At 57.2% G+C, this 18,905-nt stretch carries 16 protein-coding genes; 15 read left to right on the top strand and 1 reads right to left on the bottom strand.

The features are described from left to right. Nucleotides 1–92: 92 nt before the first annotated feature. The 6 genes from DK510_RS21675 to DK510_RS21650 are packed head-to-tail and all read left to right on the top strand — an operon-like array spanning nucleotide 93 to nucleotide 4,825. Nucleotides 93–2,123, top strand: coding sequence for a TonB-dependent receptor domain-containing protein (locus tag DK510_RS21675; RefSeq protein ID WP_234999196.1), 2,031 nt, complete (start codon nucleotides 93–95; stop codon nucleotides 2,121–2,123). A 20-nt stretch (nucleotides 2,124–2,143) separates the two neighbouring features. Then, on the top strand, nucleotides 2,144–2,590 hold the full coding sequence (locus DK510_RS21670; RefSeq protein ID WP_109313888.1) for a hypothetical protein: 447 nt from the start codon (nucleotides 2,144–2,146) through the stop codon (nucleotides 2,588–2,590). 28 nt (nucleotides 2,591–2,618) lie between these two features. Continuing rightward, on the top strand, nucleotides 2,619–3,263 hold the full coding sequence (locus DK510_RS21665) for a MotA/TolQ/ExbB proton channel family protein (protein ID WP_234999194.1): 645 nt from the start codon (nucleotides 2,619–2,621) through the stop codon (nucleotides 3,261–3,263). Further along, a complete protein-coding gene (locus DK510_RS21660) occupies nucleotides 3,253–3,624 on the top strand; it encodes a biopolymer transporter ExbD (protein WP_160116591.1) in 372 nt (123 codons plus the stop codon). Before DK510_RS21665 ends, DK510_RS21660 begins: the two co-directional genes overlap by 11 nt. Beyond that, nucleotides 3,621–4,016: a biopolymer transporter ExbD gene (locus DK510_RS21655; protein ID WP_109313885.1), complete on the top strand. Its 396-nt coding sequence runs from the start codon at nucleotides 3,621–3,623 to the stop codon at nucleotides 4,014–4,016. Before DK510_RS21660 ends, DK510_RS21655 begins: the two co-directional genes overlap by 4 nt. Continuing rightward, nucleotides 4,013–4,825 (top strand): energy transducer TonB, encoded by an 813-nt coding sequence (locus tag DK510_RS21650; protein WP_109313884.1) that lies wholly within the window; start codon nucleotides 4,013–4,015, stop codon nucleotides 4,823–4,825. The genes DK510_RS21655 and DK510_RS21650 overlap by 4 nt, the downstream gene beginning before the upstream one ends. A gap of 20 nt (nucleotides 4,826–4,845) precedes the next feature. On the opposite strand, the gene DK510_RS21645 is transcribed toward DK510_RS21650, so the two are convergent. After that, complete coding sequence (locus tag DK510_RS21645) at nucleotides 4,846–5,628, bottom strand: FadR/GntR family transcriptional regulator (RefSeq protein ID WP_109313883.1); 783 nt, start codon at nucleotides 5,626–5,628, stop codon at nucleotides 4,846–4,848. A 350-nt stretch (nucleotides 5,629–5,978) separates the two neighbouring features. Between DK510_RS21645 and DK510_RS21640 the strand changes: the two genes are divergently transcribed. The 9 genes from DK510_RS21640 to DK510_RS21600 form a co-directional block, all read left to right on the top strand. Further along, nucleotides 5,979–7,028, top strand: a complete 1,050-nt coding sequence (locus DK510_RS21640) for a TRAP transporter substrate-binding protein (RefSeq protein WP_109313882.1) — start codon at nucleotides 5,979–5,981, stop codon at nucleotides 7,026–7,028. 113 nt (nucleotides 7,029–7,141) lie between these two features. Beyond that, the gene (locus DK510_RS21635; RefSeq protein ID WP_109313881.1) at nucleotides 7,142–9,205 is read left to right on the top strand and encodes a TRAP transporter large permease subunit; all 2,064 of its coding nucleotides are present in this window, start codon (nucleotides 7,142–7,144) and stop codon (nucleotides 9,203–9,205) included. A 12-nt stretch (nucleotides 9,206–9,217) separates the two neighbouring features. Further along, complete coding sequence (locus DK510_RS21630; protein ID WP_109313880.1) at nucleotides 9,218–10,405, top strand: alpha-hydroxy acid oxidase; 1,188 nt, start codon at nucleotides 9,218–9,220, stop codon at nucleotides 10,403–10,405. Next, the gene (gene dld / locus DK510_RS21625; RefSeq protein ID WP_109313879.1) at nucleotides 10,402–12,099 is read left to right on the top strand and encodes a D-lactate dehydrogenase; all 1,698 of its coding nucleotides are present in this window, start codon (nucleotides 10,402–10,404) and stop codon (nucleotides 12,097–12,099) included. The genes DK510_RS21630 and dld overlap by 4 nt, the downstream gene beginning before the upstream one ends. A gap of 235 nt (nucleotides 12,100–12,334) precedes the next feature. Continuing rightward, on the top strand, nucleotides 12,335–13,057 hold the full coding sequence (phbB, locus tag DK510_RS21620; protein ID WP_109313878.1) for an acetoacetyl-CoA reductase: 723 nt from the start codon (nucleotides 12,335–12,337) through the stop codon (nucleotides 13,055–13,057). A 38-nt stretch (nucleotides 13,058–13,095) separates the two neighbouring features. Further along, complete coding sequence (aceE, locus tag DK510_RS21615; protein ID WP_109313877.1) at nucleotides 13,096–15,750, top strand: pyruvate dehydrogenase (acetyl-transferring), homodimeric type; 2,655 nt, start codon at nucleotides 13,096–13,098, stop codon at nucleotides 15,748–15,750. 27 nt (nucleotides 15,751–15,777) lie between these two features. Then, complete coding sequence (gene aceF / locus DK510_RS21610; protein ID WP_109313876.1) at nucleotides 15,778–17,025, top strand: dihydrolipoyllysine-residue acetyltransferase; 1,248 nt, start codon at nucleotides 15,778–15,780, stop codon at nucleotides 17,023–17,025. An 11-nt stretch (nucleotides 17,026–17,036) separates the two neighbouring features. Beyond that, entirely contained in the window at nucleotides 17,037–18,767 is a 1,731-nt protein-coding gene (gene lpdA / locus DK510_RS21605; RefSeq protein WP_109313875.1) for a dihydrolipoyl dehydrogenase, read from the top strand. 10 nt (nucleotides 18,768–18,777) lie between these two features. Then, a partial coding sequence (locus DK510_RS21600) for a hypothetical protein (protein WP_160116555.1) occupies nucleotides 18,778–18,905 on the top strand: 128 nt, incomplete at its 3' end.

The following is an 18,905-nucleotide window of genomic DNA, read 5'->3' as shown; positions in this document are numbered from 1 at the left end:
CCAAAAAAGGCGATTCCAAAAATCATAAAAGACTGACCAAGCCAGCGCGGAGCAAGCATTTCCGGTCCTCTTAATATTTCGAAGGGACAGAAATGCGTTCGCGTATTCAAAAGATGGGGTTGCTTGGTACGGTGTCGTGCCTGAGCATGGTAGCGACTGGTGCTTCGGCGCAGGAACAGGATGAAGGCTTCCTGGGCACACTGGAACTGGGTGAAAGCAAACGGGAAATCCAAACGGATACCGCCGTGCCGGTCACCAATATTGATCAGGAAGAGATCAACGACCGTCAGGCCAACACCGTCGCAGAACTGATTGACACGGTGCCCGGTGTGACGCTGGTCAATGGCTCGACACCGCAAGGGTCGGGGATCAATATCCGTGGATTCGGTGCCAACGGCACCTTTGGGACCGACCAGAAAGTGCTGATCCTTGTCGATGGGGCAACAACCGGCGCGGAAGAGCTGTATCGGATCGGCAATCAGTTGTTCACTGATCCGCAGCTATACAAAAGCGTCTCAGTCATTCGCGGCACTGTGGGGTCGTTCGAATACGGTTCGGGTGTCGTAGGCGGCGTGGTTCAGTTGGAAACCAAAGACGCGTCAGATTTCACCGGTGGTGAGCCGGGCTTCCGGTTCCGCCAAACGCTGGAAGGGTATTCCAACGGGAACGGCTTTGCCTCGTCGTCCATCTTGGCCTGGCAGCCAAACCGCCAGACCGAATTCCTGTTCAACTACACCTATCGTGATCAGGACGATCAGAAGGACGGCAATGGCGATACGATCGGTAACAGTGCTTTCACGCTGCCGTCGCTTCTGGCAAAGGGTAAATACAGCTTTGGTGACGACCTCGAACACTCGATCACTGCGTCCTATAATCAGTCGACGTCGGAAGAACGCGACGTTCCGTATGACTCGTTCGGCACGACATCGGATTCGTTTGGCAACGTAGACCGCGATATCGAAACGAAAATCGGTATTCTGCGGTATCAGTACCGTCCGGCGGGCAATGACTTGATCGATCTGGACGTGAACCTCAGCTACTCAGAGCAGGAGATTGACAGCTCTTACGTGCCCGGGTCCTCAAGCCTGGAAGGAACGCCTTTCTTCCCAAGCATTCGTGGGCTGGCTGACGCGACGCACAACTATGAAACCACGAAGCTGACGATCAAGAATACGTCGTACTTCCAAACCGGCGTCGCCTCGCACGACCTGCGCGCCGGGATCGAATTCATCAATCGCGAGCGTCTGGGCGCGCCCTCGGCCCCCGGTGGCACCGACCGACGTGTCGCACTGTTTGCCGTGGACGATATCCAGATCGGCGATCAGCTGACCATCACTCCGGCCATCCGGTACGAGACACAGGACATCAAAGGCGACGGTGATGCACCCGCTCCACGCAATGAAGGTTATGACAACAACGCGTTGATGGGTGGTTTGTCCGCGCGGTACGAGTTTGCCAGCGGCTTTGCCGTGTTCGGCAGCGGTGCATACACGGAGAACCTGCCAATCATCGACGATCTGGGCACGCCCGCATACATGACGCAGCCTGAAAAGTCGCGCACATGGGAAGCGGGGTTCTCGTACAACAGGCGCGATGTTTTTGCAGCGGGCGACGTAGTCCGTGCCAAGGTCAATTTCTACAAGACAGATCTGTGGGACATCACGTCTTATGTATCGGGCAGTCCTTCCCGCCCGCTGCAGGAAGTTGAAACCAAAGGCGTTGAAATCGAGGCATCTTATGCCAGCGCGGCTGGGTACTATGTCGACTTCAACGCAAACATCGTCAAAGGGACTGAAACCAGCTCGCTTGGCGTGGACTCACCATGGCGGAACGAGCCGACAGACTCGGCGCGGGTAACAGTCGGCAAACGCTTTGGCGAAACTCTGGACGTCAGCTGGGAGCTGTTCGGCGCCAAATCCGGCACCGACTCAAGCGGAGATCCGGTTGCTGGCTACGGCGTGAACACCCTGCGCGCGACCTATCTGCCGCAGGAAGGCGCGTTTCAGGGTTTCGAAGTTCGCGCAGGCGTCGAGAACATCTTTGACAAGAACTATCTGCCGAACCTTTCGACCCGCAACTCACCGGGCCGGAACTTCAAGCTGACCCTGGCCAAAACCTTCTGATCCACACGAAAGGACCAGTCATGCAGACAACAATCAAAAGAAATGCTCGGGTGGTCCTGCTGACCCTGCTCCCCGTTTTGGGGGCAGGGATTGCCAGCGCAGAGGAAACGCAAAAACCCAGCGGCGTATCAATCGAACTCAGCAGTGCCGAGACAAAGGGCGAAAGCTGTTTGCTGAGCTTTGTCGCTGAAAATACCTATGGCATCGATATCGATGGCGCGGTTTATGAGACCGTTCTTTTCGGCGCTGAAGGTCAGGTGGCCCTTCTGACACTACTTGATTTTGCCGAATTGCCTGCGGGCAAGCCCCGTGTGCGGCAGTTCCAGTTCAACGACATGGCTTGCGATCAGATCAGCCGAATACTGATCAACGGTGTACAGGAATGTGTGACACAATCTGACATGGCCGATGCCTGCATGTCCGGGCTTACGCTCACAAGTCGCCTTGAAACGGAAGTGATCGGGTGAGATTATGGACGCAGTAATAAGAAAAATAATGGAAAATCTGGAATTGGGCGGGCCGGTTGTTGCCATCCTGATCGTGACCTCAATCGCAACACTTTCGTTGGTTCTGTACAAGCTGTGGCAGTTTCGCGTCGCAGGTGTCGGTCGTCATATTGAGCTTTCGCGCGCCATTCAGGCCTGGGATCGCAGGGACCTTGCCGAGACAACGGCGCATCTGCGCAATAGCCGCAGCTACTTGGCGCCGGTGATCGCAATGGCTTTGTCTGGAGAGGATCGCACCTTGTCAGAACGTACCGACGCCGAGGCCGAAGCGCGGTTTGCCCAACTTGAGCAAGGGTTCAACGTCTTGGATATGGTCGCCCAACTTGCGCCGCTTCTGGGGCTTTTCGGGACCGTATTAGGCATGATCGAGGCGTTCCAAACTCTACAGGGCGCGGGCAATTCTGTTGATCCGTCGCTGCTGGCCGGTGGTATTTGGGTGGCCCTGTTGACGACCGCTGCCGGCCTTGCAGTCGCTATGCCGACATCAATGGTCCTGACGTGGTTCGAGGCGCGCATGAACCGTGAGCGTACCTTTGCCAACCGCGCTTTGAGAACTGTGTTTGCACCGGGCTATGCTGAGGACGCGCCGATGGCTGATCAAACCCCGCAACAGGTTTTCGCCCATGGCACTTAACGTCCGCAGAAAACGGCGCAGACGCTTGTCGATGACGTCCTTGATTGACGTCATCTTTCTGCTGTTGCTGTTCTTCATGCTGACGTCGACGTTCTCCAAGTATGGCGAAATCGAATTTGCCACTGCCGCTGCCGGAGGTGCGGAAACTGACCGGGCAATCCGCTTTGTCAAACTTGAGGCCGACCGTATTTTGGTTGATGGCACGCTTGCCGCGTTCGAAGACATGGCCATGGTGATGGCGACCGATAAGCCTCAGACCGCGTTGATCAGTCTTGGACAGAACGCAACTTCGCAACAGCTGATTGATCTGCTCTCGGTGCTGAAAGGCATCGACCATTTGCGCGCACAGGTGATCGGGTGATTCAACTCAAACGCAAGGCAAAACAGGGTCGAGAGCCAACGATCGCACTGATCAATGTCGTCTTTCTGATGCTCATCTTTTTCATGATTGCAGGCACCCTTGCACCGCCGCTGAGCAAATCGGTGAAGCTGGTGGAAACCAGTGATCTGGACGGTCGCGAGCCACCCGATGCTTTGGTCATTCGTAGCGATGGTTCACTGGAATACCGGGGCGCCGAACTGACTGGAGTTGAGGCGTATGTGGAACGCGCGTCGATCAACCTGCCGCTGGATGATGTTCGCGTTGTGCCGGACCGGGCTTTGCCTGCTGTTCGGCTGAAAGAGGTCAGTGATACCTTGCGCGCGCTGGGTGCAAAAAGGGTGTACGTGGTCACAGAAAGAGGTTTGCAATGATACCCAGATCTCGTGGCGTAGCTGTTGCGGCTTTGGCGCTGGCCGCAGCCACCCATGTTCTTGCCCTGCATGACTTTTCCGCAGGTGAACCGGTGCTTGTCGAGGGTGGCGGGTCCGGCGAGGTTGCTGCGCTGGGGGATGCCTTCAAGGACTATGTGACCGGGGCCACGGCCTCGGCACCCGCTACTGCACATCAACCGACCGTCGCACCGACACAGCAACAAACTGCGGTCAGCCCAACCTCTCAGGCCCGGGCGTCAGTTCCCGGGGCGATCAAGCATACTGTCGCCGACACCAAAGCGGCCGTCGCGGTGATCCATCGACAAGCATCCGCCGAAGCGCAAGAAACAGTGTCGTCAGAGACCGAAGCCGTCGCGAAAACCCCAGCCGTGAAACCGGCGGACCCGACCAAACAAAAGGTCGATCAGGTTGCGTCGCAGGCAGGAAATTCTGAAAAGAGCGCCAGAAAAGGCAATGCATCGGGAAAAACCAGCAAAGGCGATGCGACGGCCAAAAAGACAAGTTCCATAGCGGCCGGGCAGGGTAACGCTAAGGTCAGCAATTACAGAGGGCACGTAATGCGCAAGATAACTCGTGCCCGACGTAAGAACGTCAATATTCGTGGTGCAGTGTTGGTGAGTTTTCGGATTGGCGACAATGGGGCGCTTGTAAGTGTCACCGTTAAGCGCAGCTCGGGGTCGAAACGAATGGATCAGGTGGCACTTGCGCAGGTGCGCGCGGCAGCGCCATTTCAGCCACCACCTGCCGCAGCCCGTCGTGATTACATGATTGAGATCGTTGGAAAGTAAGAACGACTTGCGCTGCCCGATCAGAGTTTTGAATCAGACAGAAGGCGGCGCTTTTCGGCCATTGCCTCACGGCGGCGTCTTTCAATGCCAAGCTTGAAGGACTCTTCAACAAAGTCGATATGGTCATACGCAGCTTTTTCCGCGCGTGCTTCGTTGCCTGCGATGACCGCCATTCCCAGTTCGCGATGCTGCTCCATCAGCAGCTTGCCCGTGCCGTCGATGGTCTTCAGAAAATCACGATTGTAGAACACGCCTTGCCGCGTGAGCTCATAGATCGAAGCCATCATGTGGATGAGCGTCGCGTTTTGGCTGGCGTCCACAATTGCCGCGTGAAGCGCAAAATCAGCCTCACGCGAGGCCAATGCATCCTTCTCGTGCCAGGCGCGTTCATCCTCGGCCAAGATATTCGTGATCCGTTCCTTATCCGCTTTGGTCGCCCGCCGCGCGGCGAGCTTAGCGGCAAAACCTTCCTGTTCGCGCCTGTATTCGAGATAGTCAAAAAAAGCGGGCTCATGGCGTTCATAAAGCGCCAACAGGGCAGGGAGCATGGCGCTGCCTGTCAACGCAGCTACGAAAGTGCCTTCACCATGCTGTGTCGTCACCAAGCCCCGTTCTTCAAGAACCGCCAGCGCCTCACGCAGTTTGGGGCGGGAGACGCGAAGGGTTTCCGCCAGATCGCGTTCCGATGGCAGTTTGCGACCCTGCTTGAGAATGCCCGAAGCAATCAGGTCTTCAATCTGAGCCACCACTGCATCCGAGAGTGATTCGTGCCCGATTGGTTCGAAAATCGCTGTCGTGTTCATCGTGATTTACCCTTCTGAAGAAGATTCAGAACCCATTTGGTAAATAAAAGTAACCTTTGAGTGTGTGTTTTTCAATGCCTGATTTAACGGGGGAACCTCTTGGATAAATTGGAGTGCAACTGGTTGCCAGTAAATAAAAAAGGCCAAAATACTTGCCTAGGTGTCGTCGTCGGCGGTCCTCTTAAGTTTAGGCGATCTGGGTCATCTCTAGGCAAATAGCAATCGAGCCACTGGTAAATAAAGTTGTTGACTGAAATGTTTGGTCAACTTTATTTACCAGTATGGCGCAGGCAGATCTCGCGTCACAAATTCATCGGACGCCAAGTCCGACCGACCCTGGAGGAGATTTCATGAAAAAGACCCTGACGAGCCTTGCCGTGGCTGCCAGCCTGATGGCGGTACCTGCGGTTGCTGCTGACAAACTGCTGCTGAAAACCCCGATTGCTTTCTCGACCGAGCTTCCAGGGTTGGGTTCCCCGATCCCTCGTGTTGCCGAGCAGCTTGACCTGATGTCTGGCGGCACACTGAAGATGAAGGTCTATGAGCCGGGCAAATTGGTCCCGCCGTTCGAAATTCTGGATGCCGTATCGACTGGCAAGATTAACTCGGGCTACACCACCGCTGGTTACTGGGCGGGTAAAATCCCAGCTGCGCCGCTGTTCTCGGCCGTTCCGTTTGGCCCTGAGGCGGGCGAATACATGGCTTGGCTGTATTACGGCAACGGAATGTCGCTGTATCAAGAGATGTATGATCAGGCAGGATACAATGTTCATGTGATCCCCTGCGCGGTCATTGCCCCTGAAACGTCGGGCTGGTTCGCGACCGAGATCAACACCCCTAAAGATCTGAGTGGCCTCAAGATGCGCTTCTTCGGTCTGGGTGGAAAAGTCATGCAGAAACTGGGCGTGGCGACCTCGCTGCTGCCGGGTGGTGAAATCTTCCCCGCGCTTGAAAAAGGCGCCATCGACGCGACTGAGTTTTCGATGCCTGCCATCGACGCGCGTCTGGGCTTTCACAAGCTGGTCAAGTTCAACTATTTCCCCGGTTGGCACCAGCAGGCGACCGTGTTCGAGCTGATGATCAACAAGGACGTCTGGAACGAGACCAGCGAGCAGCACAAGGCTATCATCGAAAACGCTTGTAAGGCATCGATGGCCGACAGTTTTGCCGAAGGTGAGGCCATCCAGCACGCGGCCCTAATCGACAACGTTGAAAACAACGGCGTCACCATCAAGCAGTGGTCGCCCGAGATGCTGGATACATTCCGTGCCACCTGGGATGAGGTTGCTGCCGAAGAGGCCGCCAACGATGCCTTCTTTGCCAAGGTTCTGTCCGACATGAACGAGTTCCGCGACGGCTATGTCCTGTGGAAAACCAACGCGTTCCTCCCCCGTCAGTAACCCGACTTGCTGACGCGTCCGGGGCGGGGCAACTCTGCCTCGGACATTATCAGGATTTCAAACCTGCATTCCCTTGACCGCGCTAGCGCCGGTCAACTGAGCGAGGATTACCCATGGCCACGCAAAAGAACCTCAATGATCCGGTCGAAGCCTATGAAGGCATCCTGGAGCACCCCGAAACTGACCGCCAAAAAATCGCCGTTGCTATTGATACTGGTGTAAAAACCGTCGGGCATGTGGTGATGTGGGCCAATGTCCTTTTGATGGCCGCGATCTTCAGCCAGGTTTCACTGCGCTATCTGTTCAGCCAAAACTATCCCAAACTGGACGAGATCCAGTGGCACTTTTACGGCATCGTCACGATGATCGGCATTTCCTATGCCTTGATCACGGACAGCCATGTTCGCGTCGATGTCCTGCACATGCAGCTTTCTCGCCGGGCGCAGCGTGTGATCGAAGTGATCGGCATCCTGACCCTGCTGACTCCATTCATCTATCTGATGATCGACCAAGGGTATGATTATTTCTACGAAAGCTTCCGCGTCAGCGAGCGCTCGGACAGCCCCACAGGTCTGCCTGCGCGCTGGGCCTTCAAGGCGGTCATTCCGATCAGTTTTGTTCTGTTGGGCTTGGCCGCGCTTGCGCGATTGATCCATGACGGGCATGCGCTGATGTACGGGCCCGCCTCGGAGCGCGAGGGTGCACCCCTGCGCCGAATCCTTCTGGTGCTGGCCGTATTTGCCGCGGTCTGTATTGGCCTGACCTTCCTGGTTGAAACGACTGAGGAAAAGCTGGTCATCGCAATGTTCCTGACGTTCATTGCGCTGCTTTTTACCGGGTATCCGGTGGCTTGGGTTCTGGCCGGTGTCGGCGTTGCCTATTGTGGGCTGGCTTATCTGTTCGACAACGATCTGATGCTGTGGACAGGGTTGGAAAGCACCTTTACGGGACTCGACTATCTGACCTTGGGCGCTGTGGTGAACCGGGTCTACGCGACCATGTCCAACGCGGTTCTGGTTGCGCTGCCGATGTTCATCTTTATGGGCCTGATGCTGGACGAAAGCGGCGTGGCCGAGCGTCTGATGTCCTCGATGCAGCGCCTATTTGGTACGGTGCGCGGGGGATTGGCCATCACCGTAACCCTGATCGGCATCATTCTGGCGGCTTCGACCGGCATCATCGGTGCGTCTGTGGTTCTGCTGGGTGTGCTGTCGCTGCCGTCAATGATGCAGCAAAACTACCAACCCACGCTGGCGGCCGGAGTGGTTTCGGCCTCAGGCACGCTGGGCATCCTGATCCCGCCGTCGATCATGCTGGTGATCATGGCTGACCAAATGGCATTGTCGGTAGGCGATCTGTTCATGGCCGCGGTCTTTCCGGGTGTCATCATCGGTGGCCTCTACCTGACTTACATCTTTATCCTCGCTTTGGTGAAACGCGATGCGGCACCAGTGCCCCAGGGTGCAAAAGCCCCCGATTGGGCCGCCGTCAAGGACGTGCTGTTTGCCGTCATCCCAACCCTGTTGCTGATCCTTGCGGTACTGGGTTCGATCTTTGCCGGGCTGACGACGCCAACCGAGGCTTCGGGCATCGGTGCACTGGGTGCAACACTGCTTGCGCTGGGCTATCGCAAGCTGACATTCGCCAAACTGTGGAATGTGCTGGTATCGACCTTCAACACGACCGCCTACATCTTCGCGATCTTCCTGGGCGCGACCGTGTTTTCGTATGTCTTACGAGAACTGGGCGGAGATGAGTTGATCGAACACGTGGTGCAGTCCACCGGCTTTGGTGCGAACGGCACGATCCTCTTCATCCTGTTCATCGTCTTCCTGCTGGGTTTTGTGCTGGACTGGATCGAGATCACGCTGATCGTGCTGCCCTTGATGCGCCCCATCGTAAATGGGCTGGGCATCGACATCCCAGGTTTCGGTGTTCTGGATGAACCAGCCTTGGTGTGGTTCGTCATTCTGGTGGCAGTGACGCTGCAGACCAGCTTCCTGACGCCGCCTGTGGGGTTCGCGTTGTTCTATCTCAAGGGCGTCTGCCCGCCCGAGATCAAACTGACGCATATCTACAAGGGCATCATCCCCTTTGTCCTGCTGCAATTGACCGGACTGGCTCTTGTCTTCCTGTGGCCCACACTTGCCACCTGGTTGCCATCCGTCGCCTATTAAGGAGGAAGAGTCATGCGTCTGAAGGATTGTCATAACTTTCAGGACTTCCGCAGATTGGCCAAGCGCCGCCTGCCGGGGCCGATCTTTAACTACATTGATGGCGGCGCGGATGATGAGGTGACTTACCGCGAAAACACACGGGCGTTTGATCGGTGTGATTTGCTGCCCTCGGTCCTGTGTGGGGTGAAGGACGTGGACATGTCGGTCACCGTGATGGGGCAAAAGCTGGATATGCCGATTTATTGCTCGCCGACGGCTTTGCAGCGCCTGTTCCACCATCAGGGCGAACGCGCTGTGGCAGCGGCCGCCGAGAAATATGGCACCATGTTCGGTGTGTCGTCGCTGGGCACCGTGTCCATGGAAGAATTGCGCCAGAAGCATAAGAACCCGCAGGTCTATCAGTTCTATTTCCACAAGGATCGCGGCCTGAACTCTACCATGATGCAGCGCGCCAAAGAGGCGGGTGTCGAGGTCATGATGCTGACCGTCGACAGCATCACCGGCGGCAATCGCGAACGTGACCTGCGCACAGGCTTTTCAATCCCGTTTCGCCTGACTTTGGGCGGTATGATCCAATTCGCGATCAAGCCGATGTGGGGCATCAACTATGTCACGCATGAAAGGTTCCGCCTGCCGCAATTGGACAAACATGTGGATATGGGCGGCGGCGCCAGTTCGATCGGTGGCTACTTCACTGACATGTTGGACCCGTCGATGGACTGGGATGATGTGGCCGAGATGGTGCGTGAGTGGGATGGCCAGTTCTGCCTCAAAGGTATCATGACAGTCGAGGACGCACGCCGTGCGGCTGAGATCGGGTGTACCGGCATCATCCTGTCGAACCACGGCGGTCGCCAGTTGGACGGCTCGCGTACGCCGTTTGATCAGTTGGCCGAGATTGTGGATGCCGTCGGCGACAAGCTGGACGTGATGATGGACAGCGGAATTCAGCGCGGAACCCATGTGCTCAAGGCGTTGTCTTTGGGTGCCAAGGCGGTTGGGGTAGGGCGGCACTATCTGTATCCATTGGCTGCCGCTGGTCAGCCGGGCGTCGAACGGGCGCTGGGATTGATGCGGGCCGAGATCGAGCGCGACATGAAGCTGATGGGCGTAACGCGGCTCGACCAACTGTCGCGCACCAACCTGCGCTTCCGGGACACAGCGACCAGTCTTGGCGATGCACATCGGAACGCGGCATGATCAACGAAGCCCTCATAACCAAATTTCGCGCCATCGTCGGCGCCCGTAATGTGCTAAAAGGCGAACGCGCGACCGAGCGGTTCCGCCGCGGGTTCAGATCGGGTGAGGGCAAGGCACTCTGCGTCGTTCGACCCGGCGCTTTGCTGGAACTGTGGCACGTCCTGCTGGCCTGTGTCGCCGCCGACAAGATCGTCATCATGCAGGCGTCCAATACTGGCCTGACCGAAGGGTCTACACCCAAAGGCGGTTGCGACCGTGACGTTGTGCTGATTAATGTCAGTCGGATGAAAGCCTTGCACCTTTTGCAAGACGGTCAGCAGGTTCTAAGCCTGCCGGGCGCGTCTCTGTTTGAGTTGGAGAAGCAGTTAAGGCCACTGGGGCGAACACCGCATTCGGTAATCGGGTCCTCCAGCATTGGGGCCTCGATCGTGGGTGGGGTTTGCAACAATTCCGGCGGTTCCTTGTGCGAGCGTGGACCCAGTTATACAGAGCTTGCCCTCTTCGCCCAGATCGCCCCGGATGGGACGCTGAAACTGGTGAACCATCTGGGACTGGATTTGGGCGACACTCCAGAGGAAATCCTGACCCGGGTTGAAGCCGGGGATTTCGACAAGGATGCCCCGACACCTCAGGGTCGCAATGCGTCGGACCCGGATTACACTGCGATCCTGCGCGATGTCGATGCGGACACGCCCTCGCGTTACAACAATGACGAACGGCTGTTGTACGAAGTGTCCGGCTGTGCGGGCAAACTGGCGGTATTCGCTGTGCGGCTTGATACCTTCCCGACCTATGAGCGTGAACAGGTCTTTTACATCGGTACAAACGACCCTGCTGACCTTACCGACCTACGTCGCCACATCCTGACGCATTTCAAAACACTGCCTGTTTCGGCTGAATACGTGCATCGCGAGTGCTTCGACATCGCTGCGAAATACGGCAAGGACACTCTGGTGATGATCAACAAGCTGGGGACCGACCGGCTACCGATGTTCTTTGCTATGAAGGGCGCGGTGGACTCGCGTCTGAACAAGTTTTCGTTGACCCGGGGTTTCACCGACAAGTTCATGCAGGTTGTTGCAAAGCTTTGGCCCGAGCATCTGCCGAAGTTCCTGTATGAGTATCGTGACAGGTATGAACACCACCTCATTCTGAAGATGCATGACAGCGGTATTGAAGAGGCGGCGGCGTTTCTTCCCGAATTCTTTTATTCCCGCAGCGCCGAATTTGTCACCTGTACTCCGCGTGAGGCCAAGATCGCCGGGTTGCATCGATTTGCTGCTGCGGGTGCCGCCGTGCGGTATGGCCATGTCCATTCCGACGAAGTCGAAGAGATACTGGCGCTGGATATCGCGCTGCGTCGCAATGATCGTGATTGGTTCGAAACGCTGCCGCCTGAGATCACTGATCAGTTGGCAGGCAAAGTCTACTACGGCCACTTGATGTGCCACGTGATGCACCAGGATTACATCATCAAAAAGGGATGCGATCCAAGGGCGATCAAGACTGCGATGCTTCGGATACTTGATGAGCGCGGGGCCGAATATCCGGCCGAGCACAATGTCGGCCACCTCTACAAGGCCAAGCCGGATCTCGCGGCGCATTACAGGCGCTGCGATCCAACTAATTTCTTTAACCCCGGGATCGGTAAATTGTCGAGGTTCCGGGATTACGTTGGTGACAAGCCCCGATGACGGTGACCGCAATCGTGTGCCATCCTTTGTGTGTTGACCGTGAATGGTTGCGTAAACACTCCGATAACCCTTTGTAAAGGAAGTACTTTAAATATCAAATTTCAGGTAGTTTAATATTAAACCTTTCCTGAAACGCATGGCTGCTATTCCGCTCAGGCCTATCCGGTGGTAAAAAATTACGCTACGTAACACTGCAAGTTAGGTCAATGTCACTGACTAATTGGAGGGATTAGAGATGACACGAACTGCACTTGTAACCGGCGGTAGTCGGGGTATCGGCGAAGCGATTTCCAGAAAGTTGAAAGCTGAAGGTTATACTGTTGCCGCGACCTATGCCGGCAATGACGAAAAGGCGGCTGCTTTCACTGCCGAGACCGGCATCAAAACCTACAAATGGAATGTCGCAGATTACGAAGCCTCAGCCGCCGGGATCGCGCAGGTCGAGGCCGAGATTGGATCGATCGATATTGTGGTCGCCAACGCCGGGATTACCCGTGACGCGCCGTTCCACAAGATGACGCACCAGCAGTGGAAAGATGTCATAGACACCAACCTGACCGGCGTTTTCAACACCATCCACCCAATCTGGCCCGGTATGCGCGAACGTAAGTTCGGCCGTGTCATTGTCATCAGTTCTATCAACGGCCAAAAAGGCCAGTTTGCGCAAGCCAACTATGCCGCCACCAAGGCGGGTGATCTGGGAATCGTCAAATCTCTGGCACAGGAAGGCGCGCGCGCTGGCATTACCGCAAACGCCATCTGCCCCGGCTATATCGCCACTGAGATGGTCATGGCCGTGCCTGAAAAGGTCCGCGAGGCAATTATTGGCCAAATCCCGGCAGGACGGCTGGGCGAACCCGAGGAAATCGCCCGCTGTGTGGCCTTCTTGGCCTCGGATGACGCCGGGTTTGTCAACGGCTCAACGATTTCTGTCAACGGCGCACAATTCTTCGTCTGACACTCCACCGGACACAGTTTGAGAAAGGAACCTGCCCAATGAAAGACCTCGAACCCGATATCGACCCGGTAGAAAGTCAGGAATGGCAGGACGCCATTGAAGACGTGATTGAACGAGACGGTGCGGACCGTGCGCATTTCCTGTTGGACAAGGCCGTGCAGAAGGCCCGCGCCGCCGGGGCGACGCTGCCGTTTTCGGCTACGACGCCCTATCAGAATACCATCCCGGTTGATGATCAGTACGCCTTTCCCGGCGATCCTGAGATGGAGTGGCGGATCCGTACGATCAACCGCTGGAACGCCATGGCCACCGTGGTTCGGCGCAACAAAGTCAGCAGCGAATATGGCGGCCACATTGCCTCCTTTGCCTCATCAGCTGTTATGTATGACGTGGGCCTGAACCACTTCTGGCGATCGAAATCGGCGATCCACGGTGGCGACCTGGTGTTTTTTCAAGGCCATGTGATCCCCGGCATCTATGCCCGGTCCTTCATGGAAGGGCGCATCACTGAAGAGCAGCTGGAAAACTTCCGCTCCGAGGTCGATGGCGGCGGGCTGTCCAGCTATCCGCACCCGTGGTTGATGCCGGATTACTGGCAGTTCCCGACGGTCTCGATGGGCTTGGGTCCACTGATGGCGATCTATCAGGCGCGGTTCATGAAATACATGCACAACCGGGGTCATATCGACATGGCCGACCGTAAAGTGTGGTGCTTCCTCGGCGATGGCGAGATGGACGAACCCGAAAGCCGGGGTGCAATTGACCTGGCCGTGCGAGAAGGCCTGGATAACCTGACCTTCGTGATCAACTGCAACCTGCAACGGCTCGATGGTCCGGTTCGCGGCAACGGCAAGATCGTGCAAGAACTTGAGGGCGACTTCCGCGGTGCGGGCTGGAACGTGATCAAGCTGCTTTGGGGTAAGGGCTGGGATCAACTGCTGGAAAAAGATACGAGCGGGCGGTTGCGTCAGTTGATGGATGAAACCGTCGATGGCGACTACCAAACGTTCAAGTCGAAAGACGGCGCTTATATCCGCGAACATTTCTTTGGGAAATACCCGGAAACCGCTGCTTTGGTCGAAGACTGGACCGACGATCAGATCTGGGCATTGCGCCGGGGCGGACATGACCCAGAAAAAGTCTATACCGCATTCAAGCGCGCGACCGAGAACGAGGGCACGCCGACCTGCCTGCTGGTGAAAACCGTCAAGGGCTACGGCATGGGCTCGGCCGGTGAGGGGCAGAACACCACCCACCAGCAAAAGAAACTGGCCGAAGATCAGTTGCGTGCGTTCCGTGATCGGTTCCAGATCCCGGTCAGTGACGAAGACCTGCCCAACGCGCCGTTTGTGTCGTTGAACAACGCACAAAAGGCCTACCTGGCCGATCGACGCAAGGCTTTGGGCGGTGAGTTCCCCAAACGCGACAGCAGCGCTCCGGCGTTGGAGGTCCCCGAACTTTCCAAGTTCCAAGCTCAACTAAAGGGCACCGGTGATCGCGAGATCTCGACGACGATGGCCTTTGTCCGCATCCTGACCACGCTGTTGCGTGACAAGGGAATGGGCAAGAACGTGGTGCCGATCGTGCCGGACGAAAGCCGGACCTTTGGGATGGAGGGGCTGTTCCGCTCGGTCGGGATCTACAACCCCTCGGGTCAGAACTATACCCCTGAAGATGCTGATCAGATGATGTTCTACAAGGAAACGACCAACGGTCAGGTCCTGCAGGAAGGCATCAACGAGGCTGGCGCCATGGCCGATTGGATTGCGGCAGCGACTGCGTATTCCAATCACGGCGTCCCGATGATCCCGTTCTTCATCTACTATTCGATGTTTGGCTTCCAGCGCATCGGTGATCTGGCCTGGGCGGCTGGTGATAGTCGTGCGCGGGGCTTCATGCTGGGCGGTACGGCCGGTCGGACGACGCTGAACGGTGAAGGTCTTCAACACGAGGATGGCCACAGCCACATTCTTGCGGGCACTATCCCGAACTGCATCACCTACGATCCGACCTTCAGCTATGAAGTCGCAGTGATCATCCAGAATGGTCTGCAGCGCATGTATGGCGATCAGGAAGATATCTATTTCTACCTGACCCTGATGAACGAAAACTATACGCACCCCGATATGCCGATGGGCGCGGAAGAAGGGATCATCAAGGGGCTGTACCGGTTCCAGGAAACCAAGAAGCCGGGCAAGAAGCACGTCAACCTGATGGGCTCGGGCACCATTCTGGTGCAGGCGATGAAAGCGGCGGAATTGCTGAAGAAGGATTTCGGCGTGACGTCTGATATCTGGTCGGCCACCTCGTTCAACGAATTGGCCCGTGACGGACAGGATGCGGCACGCGCCAACCGTCTGGACCCGCTGGCAGAGGAACGCGTGCCTTACGTGACCGAACAGCTTTCAAAGGCCAAAGGTCCGATCATTGCAGCCACTGACTATATGAAGAACTACGCCGAGCAGATCCGCGCCTTTGTGCCGGGCCGCTATTCGGTGCTGGGCACGGACGGCTATGGCCGTTCGGACAGCCGGGTGAACTTGCGCCGGTTCTTCGAGGTCGATGCCAATCATATCGCGGCGGCGGCAATGGTCGATCTGTATCGCGAAGGTGCGGTGACCAAGGCCGAGCTCGAGAAGGCGCTCAAGACATATGAAATCGACGGCGACAAGCCGAACCCCCGGTTGGTTTAAACCCACGGGGCACGAGGAGACATAGACATGGCAATCGAAGTAACTGTCCCGGATATCGGGGATTTTGCGGATGTCCCGGTGATCGGCATCCTGGTCTCGGTCGGTGATACCGTCGCTGCCGAGGACCCCCTGATCGAATTGGAAAGCGACAAGGCCACGATGGAGGTTCCGTCCCCCGCCGCGGGTGTCATCAAGGAAATCAAAGTGTCCGAGGGCGACAACGTGTCCGAAGGCGCGCTGATCCTGCTGCTGGAAGGCGAGGGGGCACCTACCGCCCCGGCCGTGGCCGCGCCCACCGTCGCACCGGCACCTGCGGCTGCCCCCGCACCAGCCACCCCGGCGGCGCCGGTGATGGATCAAGGGTTCGGCAAGGCCCATGCCTCGCCATCGGTGCGCGCCTATGCCCGTCAGCTGGACATTGACCTGTCTAAGGTCAACGGCTCGGGCCGCAAGGGTCGTATCCTGCGCGAGGACGTCACCAAGTTCCTTAAATCCACGACTGCGGCCGCTCCGGCAGCTGCAGGTGCATCGGGTGGCATGGGTATCCCGCCGATCCCGGTTGTCGATTTCTCAAAGTTCGGCCCGGTCGAAGACGTGGAAATGCCTCGGATCAAAAAGCTGTCTGGCCCTGCATTGCATCGGTCATGGCTCAATATCCCACATGTCACCCATAATGATGAGGCCGACATCACCGAGCTGGACAAATACCGCAAGGAAATGGACACGATGGCCAAGGAAGAAGGCTATCGCGTCACATTGCTGAGCTTTGTGGTCAAGGCCTCGGTCAATACACTGAAACAGCATTGGGAGTTCAACTCGTCGATCCACCCCGATGGCGACAAGCTGATCCGCAAATCTTACTACAATATCGGCTTTGCTGCAGACACGCCGAACGGCCTGGTTGTTCCGGTCATCAAAGATGCGGATCGTAAGGGCATTGTCGAGATCTCCAAGGATCTGATGGAGCTGTCGGGCAAGGCGCGTGCAGGTGAGCTGAAATCGAACGACATGCAGGGCGCGACGTTCACGATCTCGTCGCTGGGCGGTATCGGTGGCACCCATTTCACTCCGATCGTCAACGCGCCCGAGGTGGCCATTCTGGGCCTGACCCGGTCGAAGATGGCTCCGGCCTGGAATGGCGAAGAATTCGTGCCGCGCCTGATGCAGCCCTTGTCGCTCAGCTATGACCACCGTGCCGTTGATGGCGCCTTGGCCGCACGCTTCTGTGTGACGCTCAAGACGCTGTTGGGTGACATGCGCAAGTTGATGTGGTGAGGAGAGATCAGATGGACGTCAAAGTACCCGATATCGGTGATTTCTCCGATGTGCCCGTGCTCAGCATTCTTGTCTCGGTTGGTGATACCGTCGCCGCCGAAGACCCGCTGATCGAACTGGAATCCGACAAGGCCACGATGGAGGTTCCGTCCCCCGCCGATGGCAAGGTCGTCTCGATTGCCGTTGCCGAAGGTGACAATGTCTCGGAAGGCGCGCTGATCCTGACACTGGAAGCCGCCGATAGCGCAACACCCGAGGCTGCGCCAGCCGAGGCACCCGCCGCACCGCAGGCTGTGGCCGCCACCGTCACCGCAGCCGGGCAGGGCGACGTACATGCCGAGGTGGTTGTGCTGGGCTCGGGCCCCGGTGGTTACACCGCAGCCTTCCGCGCCGCCGATCTGGGCAAAAAGGTTGTCATGATCGAGCGCAACCCGACGCTGGGCGGTGTCTGCCTGAACGTGGGCTGTATCCCTTCGAAGGCGTTGTTGCACGTGGCCAAGGTTATCACCGAGGCCGAAGAGATGGGCGCGCATGGAGTCACCTTTGGCAAGCCCAAGATTGACCTGGACGAATTGCGCGCCTTCAAGGACAGCGTTGTCGGCAAACTGACCGGCGGTTTGGACGGTTTGTCCAAGGGCCGCAAGGTCCAGATCGTGCGTGGCTACGGTCGCTTCTCTGGCCCAAACATGATCGAGGTCATGGGCGATGACGGAATGACAACGGTTTCCTTTGACCAATGCATCATTGCGGCGGGATCTGAACCGGTTGAGCTGCCCTTTCTCCCCCATGATGACGACCGCGTGATCGACTCGACCGGTGCGCTGGAACTGACGGATGTTCCAAAGCGGATGCTGGTTCTGGGCGGCGGTATCATCGGTCTGGAGATGGCTTGCGTTTATGACGCGCTGGGCTCGGACATCACCGTGGTCGAGTTGATGGATCAGATTATCCCTGGTGCGGACAAGGATATCGTCAAACCCCTGATGACCCGCATCAAGGGCCGGTACGAAAACATCTTCCTCAAGACCAAGGTCACAGCGATTGAACCGTTGAAAAAGGGCCTCAAGGTCACGTTCGAGGATGACAAGGGCGACAGCTTCACCGACACCTTTGATAAAGTTCTAGTTGCCGTGGGACGCAAACCCAACGGCAAATTGATCGACGCAGAAAAAGCCGGAGTCGCGGTGGATGAGCGTGGGTTTATCGCCGTGGACAACCAAATGCGCACCGGCGTGCCGCATATCTTCGCTATCGGTGACTTGGTCGGCCAGCCAATGCTGGCGCACAAGGCCGTGCACGAAGGCAAGGTTGCAGCCGAGGTTGCCGCCGGTCACAAGCGGTTCTTCGACGCGAAACTGATCCCTTCGGTCGCCTATACCGACCCGGAAGTGGCTTGGTGCGGCCTGACTGAAACCGACGCCAAGGCTAAAGGGATCAAGGTCGAAAAAGGCGTGTTCCCGTGGGCCGCGTCGGGCAAATCTCTGTCCAATGGCCGATCCGAAGGCATCACCAAGCTGCTGTTCGATCCACAGGATCAGCGCATCGTTGGTGCCTGCATCGTCGGCACCAACGCCGGTGATCTGATCTCCGAGACTGCTCTGGCCATCGAAATGGGGGCGGACGCGGTCGATCTTGGTCACACGATCCACCCCCACCCGACGCTGAGCGAGACAGTGAACTTCGCGGCCGAGATGTTCGAGGGCACGATCACCGATCTCATCCCACCCAAGAAACGCAGCTAGGATTATGGCGATGAAGATAGGCACACCGAGAGAGACTTATGACGGTGAGAACCGTGTTGGGATGACGCCGGAGTCGGCGTTGCAGCTTCAGAAGTTGGGCTATGAATGTCTGATTGAGAAGGGTGCGGGCGCTGCGGC

This window comes from Ruegeria sp. AU67 (genome assembly GCF_900312795.1).
GTDB classification, from domain to species: domain Bacteria; phylum Pseudomonadota; class Alphaproteobacteria; order Rhodobacterales; family Rhodobacteraceae; genus Ruegeria; species Ruegeria atlantica.
This window is presented reverse-complemented; position numbering and strand designations above follow the sequence as displayed.